The organism is Lysobacter antibioticus HS124 (assembly GCF_000336385.2).
GTDB lineage: Bacteria > Pseudomonadota > Gammaproteobacteria > Xanthomonadales > Xanthomonadaceae > Lysobacter > Lysobacter firmicutimachus.
The window spans coordinates 66390-83859 of the sequence record NZ_HG424559.1 but is presented as its reverse complement, the minus strand read 5'-3'; the positions used below and the strand labels follow the sequence as shown (position 1 = coordinate 83859).

Genomic DNA, 17470 nt, shown 5'->3' with positions numbered 1-17470 from the left:
GAGGGAGACCTCCGCGTTTTTTTGGGGCCTAGTAGGGAAAGCCGCCTCACAATGTAGCTATTCTCCGAATGCACAAGGAGGTCGTGCAGCTGCACCTCCCGATTGGTGAGGTCCAATTTCAGACCCTCGTGCGCGGCTGAGCGCTGGATTTGACTGTATCAGCACCGCCAACTGACCAAGCTGAGCGTGCGATCGGTCAACTCGATCTTCCGGGCCATACGTCGCGCCATCTTCTCCGAAGCGAGCAGCATTCGCCGTCTGTCGGCCAGATCGAGCTCGACGAATCCTTCTTCGTACCTTGGCATCTGTGTGGCGGACGCAGTTGGTACGGAGCAAGAAGACCATCGTCTTCGAGATGCTCGAGCACGGCCAACAGGTCCACGCGTAGAGCGTCCCCGACTATAAGCCGCTACGCTGCAGGCCTTGATTCGTTGACATGTTCGCCTGGAGAGCAAGATCCTCTCCGATCGCCTGTCCAGCTACGACGGCCTGGTCGACCTGGGCTATGCAAAGCACTGGCCCATCCACCATAGAGGCGATCACTTCGCCGAGGGCAACGATTCCATCAACGGCAGCGAGAGCTTCTGCAGCTTTGCTGCGCGCCGTCCGGCCGAGTTCTACCGGTGGCCAAGCCTCCCCTTTCGCTTCTTAGGCTCCTTCTAGGAGAGAGGGGGTTCAAAGCAGGAACAAGTTCCGGCGGAGGCAGTGTGTTAGTGGAGCACCGGCTTGCATGCAGAACGGCTCAGAACACGTAGCCGCCGTTGACCCGCAGCACTTGCGAGTTGACCCAGCCGCCGTCGGGCCCGACCAGGAAGGACACCGCGGCGGCGATCTCTTCCGGCGTGCCGAGACGTTCCAGCGGCGCCAGTCCGCGGAAATGGGCGATCTGCTCCTCGCTCTTGCCGTTGAGGAACAACTCGGTGGCGACCGGGCCCGGGGCTACGGCATTGACGGTAATGCCGCGTCCGCGCAGTTCGTTGGCGAGCACGTGCACCAGGCCTTCGACGCCGGCCTTGGAGGCGATGTAGGGGCCGTAGGTCGGGAAGGCCTTGCCGATCACGCTGGTCGACAGCGCGACGATGCGGCCGCCTTCGCTCAGGCGCTGCGCGGCCTGGCCCAGCACCAGGTAGCTGCCGCGCAGATTGGTCGCGATCACACGGTCGAACTCGGCCAGGTCGCCGCCGGCGATCGGCTGATAGGGCATCACGCCGGCGCTGTTGACCACCGCGTCGAGGCGGCCGTAGCTGCGTTCGGCGAAATCGAACACACGCTGCATGTCGTCGGCATCGCCGACATCGCCCTGGACCGCGACGGCCTGGCCGCCGTCGGCGCGGATCTGCGCGACCACGGCGTCGGCCGCGGCGGCGTTGCCGGCGTAATTGACCACCACGGCGTGGCCGTCGGCGGCCAGGCGCAGGGCGATGGCGCGGCCCAGGCCGCGCGAGGCGCCGGTGACGAGGGCGACGCGGGTAGGGGAGGGCGAGAGGGGCATGGCAGTGGCTCCGGTAGGCGGTCGGGCGGGAGGGCCCGACATCGTGGTGGGAGCAGTCTGCGTATTGCGGCCGTATGGATAAATCGGCCGATTCAGGCAATACAATTCAATATTCAATAACAATCCGAGGCCGGAGGCCGCCATGGACCGTTTCGATGCCCTGCGTTTGTTCGTGCGCATCGTCGAACTCGGCAGTTTCACCCGTGCCGCGGCCGTGCTCGACCTGCCCAAGGCCACCGCCACCCACGCGATCAAGCAGCTCGAGGCGCGCCTGGGCGTGCGCTTGCTCGAGCGCACCACCCGTCAGGTGCGTCCGACCCTGGACGGACAGGCCTATTACGAACGTTGCGTGCATGTGCTGACTGAGCTCGACGATGCCGAGTCGGCGCTGACCGCGGCGGCGCGGAACCCGCGCGGGGTGTTGCGGCTGGATCTGCACGGCACCCACGCGACCGGGATCATCCTGCCGCGCATCGACGAGTTCCGCGCGCGCTATCCGCAGGTCGATCTGGCGATCAGCAGCGGCGACCGGCTGGTCGATCTGGTGCGCGAAGGCATCGACTGCGTGGTGCGTTCGGGGCATCCGCGCGATTCCAGCCTGGTGGCGAAGCGGCTGGCGGTGATGCCGGAAGTGGTCTGCGCCAGTCCGGAATACCTGCAGCGTTTCGGCATGCCGCGCCATCCCGAAGAACTGTCGGCGCATCAGGCGGTGGGGTTCTTCGCCAGCAACCGCGACCTGCGTTATCCGTTCGAGCTGACCGTGGACGGCGAACTACGCGAGTATTCGTTGGACAGTTGGATCAGCGTCAGCGATGCGGCCTGTTATGTCGCCGCGGCGGTGCGCGGCTGCGGCCTGATCCAGCTGCCGCGCCACGGGGTGGAGGCGCAACTCGCGGATGGGCGCCTGGTGGAAGTGCTGGCCGACTACGCCAGCCCGGGCGTGCCGGTGTCGGTGCTGTATCCGCAGCACCGGCAACTGTCGCCGCGAGTGCGGGTGTTCGTGGATTGGGTGGCGCAGGTGTTTGTCGACAAGTTCGGGATTGGGGATTCGGGATTGGGGATTCGGGATTGGGGATTGGCGTGCGTTAGCGCGCACAAGATCTCCCCACCCCAAACGCCTGATCCCTAATCCCCAATCCCCAATCCCAGCTTCAATCCACCCACTCCTGCACGTAGCGCATCAGGCGTTCGAGCAGGTCGGGTTGTTCGGTGGCCGCCGGCTTGATCGGGCGCGCTCGCAGGCGCGGCGCGGGCTTGGCCAGGGTGCCGAAGTCGCGCACCAGGCCCAGCGGCGCGTAGTTGGCGTAGCCCGGGAAGACCGTCGCCAGGTGGTTGTTGCCCATGCGCTTGATCAGGATCTCCGACAGCACCTGGCGGTGATCGGTGGTGACCGGCACGTCGCCGAAATGCGGCGAGAGGATTTCCGGGTCCAGGCCGGACCAAGTGCCGTAGAAGCGCCGGCCGTTGACCGGACCGCCGAGCACCAGCACCGGATTGCCGTAGCCGTGGTCGGTGCCGCCGCTGGCGTTGGCGCGCACCCGGCGGCCGAACTCGGACTGCACGATCACGGTCACGCGCGGGGCATGGCCGCTGGTATCGAGTGCGGCGTAGAACGCGGCCAGCGCCTGCGACAGTTCGGCGATCTTGTTCTGGTAGTAGTGGTAGCCGCTGCCCGCGGTGCCCTGGCCGTTGTGCGTGTCCCAGCCGCCGAGGTCGAGGGTGGCGTAGTGCAGGCCGAGGTTGAACTGGATCGACTGGGCGATGGTCCACAGTTGGCGCGCGAATTCGCTGTTCGGCCAGCCGGCGGGCGCCGCGCTGTAGGACTGGCGCGCGATCACCTGCAGCGAACGGTCGGCGCGCTGGCCGCCGAGCTCCAGCGCGCTGCTGCCGGCCCACAGGCTGCCCAGGGTCTCGTTGACCCCGCGCAGGCCGGCCGGCGAATCGCTGCGGGTGCGCTGCCACGACCACGCGCCGGCGTTGAGGGCGAAGTCGCCCGGGCTGGACATCGTCAGCGCCTGCACCGAACCCAACAAGCCGGCGGGCTGGCGCGAAGCCACGCCGAGCGCGGGCAGTTGCTCGGCGCCGTTGAGGTTGGGCTGCACGTTCATCGCCCGCGCCATCCAGCCGCTGCCGATGCCTTGCTGGCCCGGCGTGCCCAGGTCGATGTAGAGCTGGGCGTCGAAATGGCTGCGGGTGACGCTGCTGGCCAGGCCGCAGGCGTGAACGATGGCGAGGTGGCCGGCGTTCCACAGATCGCGCAGGCCGCTGGCCGAAGGGTGCAGGCCGAAGCCGGTGCCGGCGCCGCTGGCCAGGGTCAGCGGCAGCGCGCCGTAGGCGCCGGTCGCGGCGATCGCCAGGTTCGGCCGCGCCTGTTCGTAGAATGTGCGGTCGGCGCCGTCGATCGGCACCACCAGGTTGAGGCCGTCGAGGCCGCCGCGCAGGAACAGATGGACCACGGTGTCGTGGCCGTTGGCGGCGGCGTGTGCGGACGGGGCGAACAGCAGCGACGGGCCGGCGACGGCGCCGACCGCGGCGGTAGCGCAGCTGCCCTTGAGGAATTCGCGTCGGGTCAGGGTCATGGCGGGCGTCCTGCTAGCGGCTGAGGAATTCGGGCGACATCAGGATCAGCGAGACCATGCTGCGCAACCGTTCCTGGTTGTAGTGGCGCTTGAGGTCGCTGCCGGCCCAGGCGTTGGTGTCGGTGACGACGTAAGTCGCGGGGTCGCCGTTCTGGGCCATGAAGGCGATCAGCGTCTGCCGGCGCGCCGCGGTCGGCAGGTAGCCGAGGATGCGCCGGCACCAGAAATCGACCAGCTTGGTCGGGGTCCATTGCGGCACCTGCGCGCGCGTGGTCGCCAGGATTGGCGCCAGCGGCACGCCGCCGTCGCTGGCTTCGGTCAGCCAGTTGAGCAGTTTCCAGGTCATCGCATAGCTGCTCGAACCCGACCAGGCCTGCTGCGTATCCGGGTAGCCGTTCGGCGCCGGCCAGTCGTAGGGCGCATGGCCGGTGAAGCCCATGCGCCAGCCGAATTCGTCGCTTTTGGCGTTGCCGACGGCGATGGTCCAGTCGCTGCCGAGCGTGCGCATCGCCGCGGCGACCGCCTCGAACGGACGCCGCGCCTTGGCGCCCCAAGCCTGCGACAGCGCGGTGGAGACCAGGATGTGGCGCAGGGTCAGGGCGATCTGATCGGCGCTGCGCCAATTCTGGCGGAAGATCCTGGCCGCGCTCTGCACCAGCGCCGGATCCGGCGTGTCGCTGATGAAACGGCGGATCAGCTTGCGGCAGACGAAGCGGGCCACGCCCGGATGGCTGGCGAGGCGGTCGAGCACGTCGCGGCCGTCCTTCATCGCCGGCTGCTCGGGATACAGCATGCGGCCGAGCAGGAACTTGGGGCCGGCGTCGTGCCAGGACTGGCGGTAGACGAAGCTGCCGTCGTTGTCGTTGGGGAATTCCCAATGGCCGTTCTTGATCGACCAGCCGGTGAAGGCCGATGCGGTCTCGTATACGTCGATGTCGGTGTAGCCGGCCGGGTAGGTCGGGTCTTCGGCGTCGGGCGGGACCTGGAACGGGTCCATGAAGCCGAGGTAGTTCTCCGCGCCCAGCGTATGCAGTTCGAGCAGTTCGCGGGCGAAGTTCTCGTTCGGGCCGGCGCGGGTGTTGGAGGCGTTGTCGAGGTAGTAGAGCATCGAGGTGCTCTTGGCCACCTCTTCGAGCAGGGTGCGGAAGTTGCCCAGCGCATTGGGCCGGATCACGTCGCGCTGGTAGTGCACGTACACCGGGCCGGCGTCGTAATCGCCGACGGTGACGTTGAAGTGGTCGTGCCAGAAACCGACCATGATTTCGTGCAACTGGCGCTTGGAATGCACCGCGCGCACCAGCGCGGCGCGCTGGCATTCCCAGGCCGGGCGCATGCGCACTTCGTAGGCCGGGTTGGGCTTGACGTGGTCGGCCCACAACTGGGTCAGCGACTTGCCCAGGGTGGTGTACCCGGCATTGGCCAGGCGGGCTTCGACCGCGCTGTCGTCGATCGCGCGCCAATCCAGCTGCCAGTCGACGTAGTTGGCCAGACGCTGAGTGTCGGTGGTGCCGAGCGCGTTGAATTCGGCGATCGACTGCGGCGTCGCGCCGTAGCTGAGATTGCCCAGCACGCGGATCCAGAACGGCGGCCGCGGCAGGTCCAGCGGCAAGGCCGCGGCGAACGCGTCGGCCGGCGCAGGCGCTTCGCCGGCGAGCTTGGCGCGCGCGGCCTTCGACGGCGTGCTGCGGCCGAGCGCGCCGTAGCGCTGCACCAGCCGGCTGCGGGTCGCCGCCAGTTCTGAAGCGGAAAGCGTGCGGTTCATGGCATTCCTGCGGCGTCGTTCAGGGAGCGCGAGCTTAATGCCGCCCGTTCGCGGCAAAGCCTTGGCTGCGTCACAGATCGATTCGCGGTGAGCTGCGCTGCGTCACCGTTTCGATGCGCTGCGGCGCACGCGCGTTGACGCGTTCGTCACCGGTACCGTTGCGTGCGTGCGACGCGTCACGCGCGCTTCGTGCAGGCGCTCATTCGCCGACAGTGAGGGCTTGCCGATTCTGGCGATTGCGCGAACCGCGTCGGCGTTCGCAAGCCGCGACGCATTGCGCGGATCGCGCGTGCGCCGCTGCGTAGCCTTGCTGCGCCGTGCGGCGCAGCTTCGCTGGCGACAGGCAAATGCCGGCTCGCCATATGCAGATGCGCGGGGTTCATTTCTGCGCATGCTGCATAGCAACAACCATGGCCGGAACGCCGTACCGCGGGCTCGGGGGTGCAGGTCCCGGCGGCCGGTCCAACCCCACTGACGAGGATCCTCCATGCACGCTGCCCTGCGGCTGCGACGCCGTCCGCTTTCCGTTTTGCTCGCGCTGGCGCTGCCGGCGCTCGCCGCTTCCGCCTCGGCCCTGGCCGCGGAGTCCGCGCCGGCCGATCGCCCCGCCAGCGCGACGACCGATCTGGAGCAGGTCGTGGTGACCGGTTCGCGCATTCCGCGCGCAAGCCTGGAAGGGCCGTCGCCGGTCACCGTCATCAGCAAGGAAGACATCGACGCGCAGGGCTACCGTAGCGCCTTCGATGCGGTCAGTGCGTTGACCCAGAACACCGGTTCGGTGCAGGGCGAGGACTTCGGCAACACCTTCACCCCGGCGGCGAACACCATCAACCTGCGCGGCTTCGGTCCCAACCACACCCTGGTGCTGGTCAACGGTCGCCGCCTGGCCGACTACCCGCTGGCCTACGAAGGCTCGGTCAACGTGGTCAACCTGGCCAACATTCCCAGCGCCCTGATCAAGCGCATCGAAGTGCTGGCCGGCGGCGCGTCGGCGGTGTACGGCTCCGACGCGGTCGCCGGCGTGGTCAACATCATCCTCAAGGACAAGTTCGAAGGCACCGAAGTCAACGTGCGCGTCGGCGGCACCGAGCATGGCGGCGGCCAGAACCAACGCCTGCAACTGGTCAGCGGCCGGTCCGGCGAGCGTTACGATTCGGTGTTCGGCATCGAACTGCTGAACCGCGAAGCGATCTGGGGCGGCCAGCGCGATTTCATGGACTCGCTGCTCGACAATCCGGCGGGCACCGCGTTGTTGCCGACCCAGGTCGGCTACCGCCGCAACGCACGCACCAACGGCTTCATCGACCCGGGCGCGAACTGCGCCACGCTGGGCGGCCTGTACGGCGGCTCGACGTTCCGCGTCAACAACCCGCGCCAGGGCTGGTACTGCGGCAGCAACGAGGCCTCGCCGGCGTTCTGGACCGTGCAGACCGAGAAGAAGAACGCCGACGCCTACGGCTCGCTGACCTGGCACCTCAACGACCGCACCGACCTGTTCGCCGACGTGCAACTGGGCGTGTCCAGCATCCAGAACAACACCCGCGCGCCGAGCTGGACCTCGGACAACAATTATTTCTACAACCAGGCCAGCGGCCTCAACGAGATCTGGTACCGGCGCATCGCGCCGGAGGAAATCGGCTCGGCGCACGCTAACAACAACCGCTTCCTCGAGCGTTCCTGGGCCTTCACCACCGGCGTGCGCGGCAGCTTCGGCGAGTCGGGCTGGGACTACGAGCTGGCCTACAACCGCGGCCGCTACGAGAACCAGACCAAGCGCCGCCAGTTCCTGGCCGGGATCAACGAGTTCTACCTCGGTCCGCGCCTGGGCACGCGCAACGGCATCGGCGTGTACAACCCGGACCCGTCGCGCTTGTACCGGCCGCTGACTCCGGCCGACTACGAACGCCTGACCGGTTTCCACGAAAGCGACAACGCCGCCTGGATCCAGAACCTGGCCTTCACCGTCAACGGCGATCTGTTCGAATTGCCGGCCGGGCCGGTCGGTTTCGCCGGCGTGGTCGAAGCCGGCAGCCAGGGCTACATCAACCGTCCCGATCCGCACCTGGGCGACGGCACCTTCTGGAACACCAGCGCCGGCGTGCGCGCCGAGGGCGAGCGCGACCGCTACGCGATCGGCGCCGAAATCAGCGTCCCGCTGTTCTCGCGCTTGACCGCCTCGGCCGCGGCGCGCTACGACGAGTTCCGCTTCGCTGGGCGCAAGTCGGGCAAGGCGACCTGGAACGCCGGCCTGGAGTTCCGTCCGTTCGACAGCCTGCTGCTGCGTGCGACCGCGGCGACCAGCTTCCGCGCGCCGGACATGAACTACATCTTCGCCGCCGAAACCCGCGGCTATAACCCGGGCATGACCGACTACTGGCGCTGCCGCACCGCCGGCCAGCCCTACGACGATTGCGACTACTCCGGCCTGGCGATCGACTACACCAGCCGCGGCAATCCGGACCTGAAGCCGGAAGCCGGCAAGTCCTACGGCGTCGGCCTGGTGTGGTCGCCCTCCGACCGCTTCGACGTGTCGCTGGACTACTACAGCATCCGCCTGGAAGACGAAGTCACCAACCTCAGCAGCAGCCGCATCCTGCGCGAGGAAGCCGACTGCCGCCTCGGCCGCACCGTCGGCGGCGAACCGCGCGACATCCGTTCGCCGCTGTGCCAGAACGCGCTGAGCCGGGTGATCCGCAATCCCTCCGACGCGGCGGTGCAGCCGGACCAGGTGCGGCGGGTGCTGATCAACGCGATCAACGCCGCGTCCGAGCGCACCGACGGCATCGATCTGAAGAGCAACCTGCGCTGGAGCGCGGGTCGCTACGGCGATTTCGCCGCGCGCCTGGGCTACACCCTCGTGCTCAAGCACGACTACCGCCAGTTCGCCGACGATCCGGCGATCGATCTGCGCGACTCGCTGGATTCCACCGACTGGCGCAGCAAGGTCAATGCCGGAGTGACCTGGAACATCGGCGACTGGACCGCGAACCTGACCGGCCTGCGCTACGGCAGCCTGCCCAACGGCGACGGCAGCGGCCGCATCGCCCCGTACGCACGCTACAACGGCAGCGTGGCCTACCGTTTCAACGAGCAGGGATCGGTCGCGCTGATCGTCAACAACCTGCGCGACTCGCGTCCGCCCGCCGATCGCAGCGGCGGCGGCTGGCCGTTCTACCCGGTCGGCAACTACGACCCCTATGGCCGCCAGTTCTGGCTGGAAGTGAACTACCGCTTCCGCTGAGCGCGCCGCCTTCCACGAAAAAGCGGGCCGAGGCCCGCTTTTTCCATCGCCGGCCATCGCCGCGTCGCGGTGGCGGCCGGCGAAGCGCTCAGAACGGCCCGTTGATCGCCAGCGCGCGGCTCAGCGTCCTCGATTCGCCGGTGGCGAGGTTGGTGTAGGTCACGCTGACGATGTCGCTGATTTCCATATTGCCGCGATAGGTCTGGCTGCAGCGCGCCGTGGCGCAGGCCAGCACCAGGCCGCTCTCGGTGGTCCAGACGAAACTGTAGCTGCCGGCGGGCAGGCGCCGGACTTCGAACACCGCGGTGTAGCTGCTGGCGGGGTAATTCGTGCTGCAGCGGCCGAAGTCGCCGACCGGCGGCTGGCTGTTGGGGCCGACGAAGCAATACAGCACCGGCTGGCCGGTTTGCGCGGCCGCCGGGGCGATGGCGCCGCTGCCGAGAAGGGCGGCGAGGGCGGAGCCGAACAGGGGTTTCATGAGCGTCGATCCTTGCGATTTCATGAGGTCCTTTCCTGTGATCGCCAGACGATTCTGGCCGGTCGAGGATAGCGGCCGCGGCGCCGCCGGCTTTGCCGCCTGTCACAACCGACAGGGCGTCCGCTCCGGCGGCCGGGACCGATCGCCGCAGCCCGCGGCGCGGTGACGCGGGGATGCGATAATCCGGGGCTCGCGTTGTGTGGGCCGAACCGTGCTGCAACTGCTGATCTACCTGCGATACATGGCCGTGGCCGGGCAGATGCTGACCGTGGTGTTCGTGGTCCAGCGCCTGAACCTGCCGATCCCGGCGCGCGAACTGCTGGCGATCTCGTGCGGGCTGCTGGCGTTCAACGTGCTCAGCCATGGGTGGTCGCTGCGCCACCGCGACGCCGGTCCGCGCGCGCTGATCCTGCAGCTGCTGGTCGACCTGCTGGCGCTGACCGCTTTGTTGTATTTCTCCGGCGGGCCGGCCAACCCCTTCGTCTCGCTGTACCTGTTGCCGGTGGCGGTGGCGGCGATCGGCCTGGACATCGCGCCGATGCTGGGCCTGACCGCGCTGACCGCGGCGTTGTACACCTGGCTGATGCGCCACAACATCCCCTTGCCGCACATGCACGGCGGCGATTTCCAGCTGCACGTGACCGGGATGTGGATCAACTTCCTGCTCTCGGCCGGGATCATGGCGGTCGTGCTGAGCCGCTTCATGAGCGTGGTGCGCGAGCAGCGGCGGCGGCTGTCGGAAGCGCGCGAACGGGCGATCCGCGACGAATCGCTGTCGGCGCTGGGCTCGCTCGCCGCCGGCACTGCGCACGAACTCAACACGCCGCTGGCGACCATGGGCCTGCTGGTCGACGACTGGTTGGCGCACGAGGAGCCGCCGGCGCGCGAAGACATCGAACTGATGCGCGCGCAGTTGAGCCATTGCCGCGAACACGTGCGGGCCCTGGCCGAAATGGCGCGCCGCGGCGCGGCCGGCGAGCCGACAGTGGAATCCGCCGACGGTTTCGTCCACGCCTGCGTCGACCGCTGGCGCCTGCTGCGGCCGAACGCCAGCGCGCAGTTCCGTCCCGGCGCCGCAGGCGGCCGGGTCCGGGTCGACCCCGGCCTGCAGCAAGCGATCATCAACCTGATCAACAACGCCGCCGACGCCAACGCCGCACTCGGCCGCGATCTGCCGGTGGACGTCGAGACGGCGATACGCAGCGGCTGGCTGGTGCTGAGCATCCTCGACCGCGGCGCCGGCCCGCAGCGCATCGCCGAGCGGCCGCGCCTGCAGGACGGCGAGGGCGGCGGCCTGGGCATCGGCCTGATGATCTCCAAGGCGGCGATCGAACGCAGCCGCGGGCGCATGCGCCAGGTCGAGCGCGAAGGCGGCGGCTGCGCCACCGAAATCGATCTGCCCTTGCTGGCGTCGGCGGCGGAGGACGCGGCATGAGCCTGCCCGCGCGGGTGCTGTTGATCGACGACGATCTGGCGTTCTGCCAAGTGCTTGCGCGGCTGCTGGGCAGGCGCGGAGTCGAAGTGCAGGCGCGCCACGACGCGGCCAGCGCGCTCGCCGCGGTGGAGGAGTTCGCTCCCGACGGGATCGTGCTTGACCTCAAGCTCGGCGCCGACAACGGCCTGTTGCTGATCCACGATCTGCGCCAGCGCCGCCCGCAGGCGCGGATCGTGCTGGCCACCGGCTACGCCAGCATCGCCACCGCAGTCGATGCGATGCGGCGCGGCGCCTGGAACTATCTGCCCAAGCCGTTCGACATCGAAGCCCTGGCCCAATCCTTCGCCGAGCCTGCCGCGGAAGCGGCGCCGGAACCGCCGGCCGAGGCCGCGTCGCTGCGGCGCCAGGGTTGGGAACACGTGCAGCGGGTGCTGGCCGAATGCGGCGGCAACGTATCCGCCGCGGCACGCGTGCTCGGCGTCGACCGTCGGACCCTGCAGCGCCGCCTGGCCAAGCGCCCGGTGCGCGAGCGCTGACGACGCTTTTGTAGGAGCGGCGTCCCACGGGGATTTCCTCCGGCCATGAGCCGCGACAACCGAAGCGACTAAACACCACCGCGGCAGCCGAAGCCGAGTCTGTCCAGGTCGAGCCAGCAACCACTTCGCGCTTCCGGTCTTCGGCTGCGGCGCTCGCGTGCGCGGCTTCGGTTGTCGCGGCTTACGCCGCTCCTAAAAAAGCCGGCGTTTCGGCGGGCCAAGCATTGAGCCTCGATCCCTCCCGGGTAGGAGCGGCGTAAGCCGCGACAACCGAAGCGACGAAGTCCCACTGTGGCAGCCGAAGCCGAGTCGTTTCAGGTCGGGCCGGCGACCACTTCGCGCGTCCGGGCTTCGGCCGTGGCGCTTGCGTTCGACGCTTCGGCTGTCGCGGCTTGCGCCGCTCCTACAAGCGGGCTCATCGGCCGAAGCGCTCGAGCCAATACGCCGTGCGGTCCAGGTAGTAGTCCGGCTTGCGCGGCGCATAGTCGAGGTAATCGAAGGCCGCGTGCTCGAACGGCACCGCCGGTTCGATCTGGGTGCCCTCGTGCCACTCATTGAACGAGGTGATGCCGATCAAGGGCGCGCCGCTGCCGATCGCGGCGCGGAACATCGCGTCGTAATAGCCGCCGCGCTCGCGGTCCTTGGTGTTCTTGGTGTTCCACGGCCGCACCCGGGTGTCGACATACCCAGGACCGACCGAGGGCACGAACAATTTGCCGTGCCGCTTGGCCCAGCGGTGCAGTTCCGGCCAATGCTCCGGCGTCGCGCCGTAGCTGAAGCCGCGGCTGGCGAAATAGGTGTAGAAGCCGTCGAAACCGGATTGTTCGAAGAAGGCGTGCTCGTCCGCGCCGACCCACAGGCCGAGCACGTCGGCGTCGTAATCGGTGCCGCGGAGGGTCTGCGCGCCGTCGCGGCTCAGGACCCGCGCCCATTCCCTGCGGTCGATCACGTAGGAGTCGTAGACGAAGAACAGCGGCCGCTGGGTCTGCGCATCGCGGTAGAACGCGGGATGCCTGCCGTAGCGGTCCAGGATCTCGACGATCGCCGCGCGCGCGTCGTCGGCGGTCTTGCGCGCGGCCGGTTCGATCTGGAAACAGATCTTCACGCCGTGGCGCTGCGCGGCGGCGAACAGCGGCGCCAGGCTCTTGAAGCTGGGGTCGTCGACGCCGAGCCAGGTGACCGCCACCGTGCCGATGCGGGCCTGCACCAGCATGCGCATATGCCGCTCGATGATCGCCGGATCGGCGCTGCTGTATTCGCCGAGCTGCGGGTAGAAGTTGGCGGCGATATCGCCGTCGCCGGGGATGCGCTTGCGGGTGGTGTCGCGGTCGTTCTCCGGCAGTACGTCGTGGGCCCAGTGCAGGCGTGCGCCGTCCAGCGACGGGCTGCCGTACCAGTTGTAGTAGAAGGCGATGGCGCGATGGTTGAGCGCATCGGCGGCGCGGGCGAGCGACGGCGCGAGCAGGGACGACAGGCACAGCAAGGCGGCGATGACCAGGCGCATGCGGGTACGCTGAGCGGAGGAGAGTGGCCGACTATAGGTCGATCCGTGAGCGTCGCCCAGCGCCGAAGATGTCCTGCGCACGGCTTTGGACGCGTCAAATGCGACAAACGCCCGTGCGGCCGGCATTGCGCAGCGGTTCGGGCGCGATCTGCGCAGGCGGCGCGTAAACGGTTTGGAACTTTACGCGCGGAGCGGCCGCGATGCGCAATCCATCCTTGCCGGTCGTCGCCGCGGATGTCGCGGTTCACGCCATTGCTGCAAGCGGTATGCGTTGCCCGCGGCGGCCCCGGGCGGCCGCTCAGACCAGGCCGGTGGCGTAGAAGGTCGCGATGACCACGAACACCGCCGCCGTCTTGATCAGGGTGATCGCGAACACGTCCTTGTAGGCCTGGCGATGGGTCAGGCCGGTGACGGCGAGCAGAGTGATCACCGCGCCGTTGTGGGGCAGGGTGTCCATGCCGCCGGAGGCCATCGACGCGACCCGGTGCAGCACCTCCATCGGAATGCCGGCGGCGTTGGCGTTGGCGATGAAGCTGTCGGCCATCGCAGCCAGGGCGATGCTCATGCCGCCGGAGGCCGAGCCGGTGATTCCGGCCAGCGCGGTCACGGTGATCGCTTCGTTGACCAGAGGATTGGGAATCGCGCTCAAGGCGTTGGCGACCACCAGGAAGCCGGGCAGCGCCGCGATCACGGCGCCGAAGCCGTATTCGCTGGCGGTGTTCATCGCCGCCAGCAGGGCGCCGCCGATCGCGGCCTTGCTGCCTTCGGCGAAGCGGCCGGCGATCGGTTTCCAGGCGCAGACCAGTACCGTAGCGATGCCGATCAGCAAGGCGCCCTCGACCGCCCAGATCGCCGCGACCTTGGACACCTCCTGCACCACCGGCGCGGCGTTGCCGATCACCGCCGGGTCGAAGCGGTGCTCGCTGCCGTAGACCTGCGGCAACCAGACGCTGAGCAGCTTGTTGGCGACCCCGACCAGTACCAGCGGCAACAAGGCCAGCAGCGGGTTGGGCAGGGCATCGCCGGCGAACGGCGCCGGTTCGTTGACCAGGTTGTCGCCGTAGCCTTCGCCGGCCGCGGCGGCGGCCCGGCGGCGCCAGTTCAGATAGCTCAGGCCCACGATCAGGATGAACACGCCGCCGAGCAGGCCCAGCCAAGGCGCGGCCCAGGTGTCGGTGCCGAAGAACGCGGTCGGGATGATGTTCTGGATCTGCGGCGTGCCGGGCAGGGCGTCCATGGTGAAGGTGAACGCGCCGAGCGCGATCGTGCCGGGGATCAGCCGTTTGGGGATGTCGCTCTGCCGGAACAGCTCGGCGGCGAAGGGGTAGACCGCGAACACCACCACGAACAGCGACACGCCGCCGTAGGTCAGCAGGGCGCAGACCGCGACGATCGACAACATCGCCCGCTCGCGCCCGAGCAGACGGATGGTGGCCGCCACTATCGCCTTGGAGAAACCGGACAGTTCGATCAGCTTGCCGAAGATCGCGCCGAGCAGGAATACCGGGAAATACAGCTTGAGGAAGCCGACCATCTTGTCCATGAACAGGCCGGTGAACATCGGCGCGACCAGGCTGGGATCGGTCAGCAGCACCGCGCCGAGCGCGGCCACCGGGGCGAACAGGATCACGCTGTGGCCGCGGTAGGCGACATACATCAGGAAGCACAGCGCGGCCAGCACGATCAAAAACGCCATCGGTTTCGTTCCCCGTGACAGGCTCCGCGCCCGTCGTGGACGCAGTGTCGGCAAGCCCGCCGGAGCCCGGCATTGTCCGAAGGTACAGCAGCCGCGGCGGCGTCGGCCTCCTAGTCTGCGCTGCATGGCGGGGGCCTGCGTCCTGCCGTCGCCGTCGTTTCCGCCGAGGGACGGGAACGGCGGCGGCGGTGGCGACGGTCCGACCGCCGACCGGTTTCTGGGGAGGAGACAGACGTGAAGCAAGGCAAGCATCCGCGCGGCGCCATCGTGGGCCGGACCGTGCGCAATTACCTGAGCCTGGCGATCGCCGGCGCGCTGTTGGCGCCCGCGGCCTGGGCGCAGGACGCGGCACCGGCCGCCCAAGCCGAGGCCAAGACCCTCGGCGGCCTGACCGTGACCGCGCGCAAGCGCGAGGAAACCCTGCAGGAGGTGCCGGTCGCGATCACCGCCTTCACCCCCGAGGCGCTGGACCGGCTCAACGTCGAAGACCTGTCCGACCTGGACGCGCTGGTGCCGAACCTGACCGTCTATGCCGCCCGCGGCTCCAGCAGCACCATCACCGCCTACATCCGCGGCATCGGCCAGTCCGATCCGCTGTGGGGCGTCGACCCCGGCGTCGGCATCTACATGGACGACGTCTACATCGCCCGCCCCCAGGGCGCGCTGCTGGACGTGTTCGACGTCGAGCGGGTCGAAGTCTTGCGCGGACCGCAGGGCACGCTGTACGGCAAGAACACCATCGGCGGCGCGATCAAGTACATCTCGCGCGGCCTGCCGACCTCGCTCGACGGCTTCGCCTCGGTCACGGTGGGCAACTACGGCCAGCTCGACGTCAAGGCCGCGATCGGCGGCCCGATCGGCGGCGACGATGCGTTGCGCGGGCGGATTTCGGTCGCCAGCCTCAACCGCGACGGCTTCGGTAGGAACGTGGTCACCGGCCAGGACGTCAGCGACAAGGAAGTGCTGGCCCTGCGCGGCAGCCTCGGCGCGTACGTCAGCGACGATCTGGACATCCAGTTCGCCTTCGACTGGATGGACGACCAGTCCGGCGTGCGCGGCGCCAAGATGCTGGCGCCGAACCGCTTCGCCCCCGGCCAGGCGCCGTTGGACGACCGCTACGACGTGCGCAACGGCATGCCCAACGTCAACGACACCACGATCAAGGGCGCCTCGGCGACGGTCAACTGGCGCGCCAACGAGGATTGGGCCTTCAAGTACGTGATCGCCAAGCGCGAATCCGATACCGAGACCAACATCGACTTCGACACGCTGCAGAACAAGATCGCCGACGTGAAGGCGTTCTACCGCGACCAGCAGGTCAGCCACGAATTGCAGGCCAATTACGACGGCGGCGGCCGCGCGCGCGGCGTGATGGGCATCTACGGCTTCGACGGCGAGGCCGGCGGCCAGGTGCTGAACAACTTCTTCAACCTCAGCTTCGGCGACACCCAGGGCACGGTCTACACCGAAAGCATCGCCGCCTACGCCGACTGGACCTTCGACCTGAACGACAAGCTCAAGCTCGACGTCGGCGTGCGTTACACCGACGAGGACAAGCGCGCCAAGGTGCTCAACCGCGGCTACCGCGATCCGGCGTTCACCATTCCCAACGGCGTGATCGCGGCCAACTTCGACCGTAAGATCAATTTCAAGAACACCTCGCCGAAGGTCTCGCTGGACTACCAGATCGCTCCGGACATTCTGCTGTACGGTCTGGCCACCCGCGGCTTCAAGTCGGGCGGCTACAACATCCGCGCCCAGGCCACCGCGGTGCCGCGCTCGGCCGAGCCGTTCGACGACGAGGTCGTCGACAGCTATGAGATCGGCAGCAAGATGGCCTTCTTCGACCAGCGCCTGTTCCTGAACCTGGCGTACTTCCACAACAAGTACAAGGACATCCAGCTGTCGGTGTTCACCGCCTACGACAGCAACGGCGACGGCACCAACGACGCCTTCTTCGGAGACTTCACCAACGCCGGCAAGGGCACGGTGCAGGGCTTCGAGGTCGAGTACCAGTGGTTGCCGAACGAGCATTGGCTGGTGTCCGGCAACCTGGCCTGGCTGGACGCCAAGTACGACGAGTTCATGTACGCCGGGATCAACATCGCCGACGAGCAGGAGTTCACCAACGCCCCGGACTTCTCCGGCGCGATCAACGTCGAGTACCGCACCGATCTGTCCGACGGCAGCAAGCTGTCGGCGCGGGCCGGCTACAGCTACCAGAGCGACGTGATCGCGACCACCGAGATCGTCCGCACCGGCGCGCTGCCGATCACCCAGGACGGTTACGGCCTGGTCAACGCCGGGGTGACCTGGAAGAGCAACGGCCCGTGGACGCTGTCGCTGCAGGGCAGCAACCTGACCGACAAGGAATACCGCACCACCGGTTACAGCCTGAATTCGGCGCTGGGCGTCTACACCGGCTTCTACGGTCCGCCGCGCCAGTACACCTTCTCGGTCAAGTACGACTTCTGATCGCGCGCGGCAGGAGGCCGCGCGGGTTCGGAAGAACAGGCCTCCGCGTTCGCGCGGGGGCCTGTTTTTTTGGGGGCACCGGCGAGGCCGCCGGAGGACGACAGCAAGGCATCAGCAGCAAGGCAACAGCGAATCCCTCTAGGCCCTTTTTTTCAAGAAAGCGGTGAGTCCATTCGGAGGGCGGACCATGATCTTCAAGTCCGAATTCGATCCGAAGTCCGGTCCCGCTCCTGTGCTTGCCCTCGGTCCCTGTCTCAGCCGCAGCAACTGCC

General features: G+C 68.1%; 11 protein-coding genes and 1 pseudogene. 6 read left to right on the top strand and 6 right to left on the bottom strand.

Features of this window, described 5'->3' with window-relative positions; genetic code table 11:
• Nucleotides 1-168: 168 nt before the first annotated feature.
• Nucleotides 169-618 (top strand): annotated as a pseudogene (locus TX83_RS23995) (transposase); the annotation flags it as partial.
• Between the two features lie 124 nt (nt 619-742).
• Here TX83_RS23995 and TX83_RS18715 read toward each other — a convergent pair.
• Nucleotides 743-1492 (bottom strand): SDR family oxidoreductase, encoded by a 750-nt coding sequence (locus TX83_RS18715; RefSeq protein WP_064749508.1) that lies wholly within the window; start codon nt 1490-1492, stop codon nt 743-745.
• A gap of 142 nt (nt 1493-1634) precedes the next feature.
• Here TX83_RS18715 and TX83_RS18710 point away from each other — a divergent pair, with 142 nt between their 5' ends.
• Nucleotides 1635-2621, top strand: a complete 987-nt coding sequence (locus TX83_RS18710) for a LysR family transcriptional regulator (protein WP_079248318.1) — start codon at nt 1635-1637, stop codon at nt 2619-2621.
• 22 nt (nt 2622-2643) lie between these two features.
• Here the strand turns inward: TX83_RS18710 and TX83_RS18705 are convergent, their stop codons facing one another.
• Together TX83_RS18705 and TX83_RS18700 are read right to left on the bottom strand one after the other, a co-directional pair.
• Complete coding sequence (locus TX83_RS18705; RefSeq protein WP_064749507.1) at nt 2644-4071, bottom strand: DUF1501 domain-containing protein; 1428 nt, start codon at nt 4069-4071, stop codon at nt 2644-2646.
• A 13-nt stretch (nt 4072-4084) separates the two neighbouring features.
• On the bottom strand, nt 4085-5833 hold the full coding sequence (locus TX83_RS18700) for a DUF1800 domain-containing protein (RefSeq protein ID WP_064749506.1): 1749 nt from the start codon (nt 5831-5833) through the stop codon (nt 4085-4087).
• Between the two features lie 487 nt (nt 5834-6320).
• Between TX83_RS18700 and TX83_RS18695 the strand changes: the two genes are divergently transcribed.
• Nucleotides 6321-9074, top strand: coding sequence for a TonB-dependent receptor domain-containing protein (locus TX83_RS18695; RefSeq protein ID WP_064749505.1), 2754 nt, complete (start codon nt 6321-6323; stop codon nt 9072-9074).
• Nucleotides 9075-9162: 88 nt separating this feature from the next.
• Here TX83_RS18695 and TX83_RS18690 read toward each other — a convergent pair whose 3' ends face one another.
• Nucleotides 9163-9552 (bottom strand): hypothetical protein, encoded by a 390-nt coding sequence (locus TX83_RS18690; protein ID WP_064749504.1) that lies wholly within the window; start codon nt 9550-9552, stop codon nt 9163-9165.
• Nucleotides 9553-9751: 199 nt separating this feature from the next.
• On the opposite strand from TX83_RS18690, the gene TX83_RS18685 reads away from it, so the two are divergent.
• Nucleotides 9752-10987 (top strand): ATP-binding protein, encoded by a 1236-nt coding sequence (locus tag TX83_RS18685; RefSeq protein ID WP_141233572.1) that lies wholly within the window; start codon nt 9752-9754, stop codon nt 10985-10987.
• Complete coding sequence (locus TX83_RS18680; protein ID WP_064749502.1) at nt 10984-11523, top strand: response regulator transcription factor; 540 nt, start codon at nt 10984-10986, stop codon at nt 11521-11523. Before TX83_RS18685 ends, TX83_RS18680 begins: the two co-directional genes overlap by 4 nt.
• A 415-nt stretch (nt 11524-11938) precedes the next feature.
• Here TX83_RS18680 and TX83_RS18675 read toward each other — a convergent pair whose 3' ends face one another.
• A complete protein-coding gene (locus tag TX83_RS18675) occupies nt 11939-13027 on the bottom strand; it encodes a glycoside hydrolase family 99 protein (protein WP_064749501.1) in 1089 nt (362 codons plus the stop codon).
• Nucleotides 13028-13325: 298 nt separating this feature from the next.
• Nucleotides 13326-14723, bottom strand: a complete 1398-nt coding sequence (locus tag TX83_RS18670) for a GntP family permease (protein WP_064749500.1) — start codon at nt 14721-14723, stop codon at nt 13326-13328.
• 303 nt (nt 14724-15026) lie between these two features.
• On the opposite strand from TX83_RS18670, the gene TX83_RS18665 reads away from it, so the two are divergent.
• Nucleotides 15027-17198: a TonB-dependent receptor gene (locus TX83_RS18665; protein WP_064749538.1), complete on the top strand. Its 2172-nt coding sequence runs from the start codon at nt 15027-15029 to the stop codon at nt 17196-17198.
• The last annotated feature ends 272 nt before the right edge of the window (nt 17199-17470 follow it).

Excerpts from the sequence above, each read along its gene's own strand:
- TX83_RS18715 (WP_064749508.1), bottom strand. The coding sequence starts at position 1,492 with ATGCCCCTCTCGCCCTCCCCTACCCGCGTCGCCCTCGTCACCGGCGCC.
- TX83_RS18710 (WP_079248318.1), top strand. The coding sequence starts at position 1,635 with ATGGACCGTTTCGATGCCCTGCGTTTGTTCGTGCGCATCGTCGAACTC.
- TX83_RS18705 (WP_064749507.1), bottom strand. The coding sequence starts at position 4,071 with ATGACCCTGACCCGACGCGAATTCCTCAAGGGCAGCTGCGCTACCGCC.
- TX83_RS18700 (WP_064749506.1), bottom strand. The coding sequence starts at position 5,833 with ATGAACCGCACGCTTTCCGCTTCAGAACTGGCGGCGACCCGCAGCCGG.
- TX83_RS18695 (WP_064749505.1), top strand. The coding sequence starts at position 6,321 with ATGCACGCTGCCCTGCGGCTGCGACGCCGTCCGCTTTCCGTTTTGCTC.
- TX83_RS18690 (WP_064749504.1), bottom strand. The coding sequence starts at position 9,552 with ATGAAACCCCTGTTCGGCTCCGCCCTCGCCGCCCTTCTCGGCAGCGGC.
- TX83_RS18680 (WP_064749502.1), top strand. The coding sequence starts at position 10,984 with ATGAGCCTGCCCGCGCGGGTGCTGTTGATCGACGACGATCTGGCGTTC.
- TX83_RS18675 (WP_064749501.1), bottom strand. The coding sequence starts at position 13,027 with ATGCGCCTGGTCATCGCCGCCTTGCTGTGCCTGTCGTCCCTGCTCGCG.
- TX83_RS18670 (WP_064749500.1), bottom strand. The coding sequence starts at position 14,723 with ATGGCGTTTTTGATCGTGCTGGCCGCGCTGTGCTTCCTGATGTATGTC.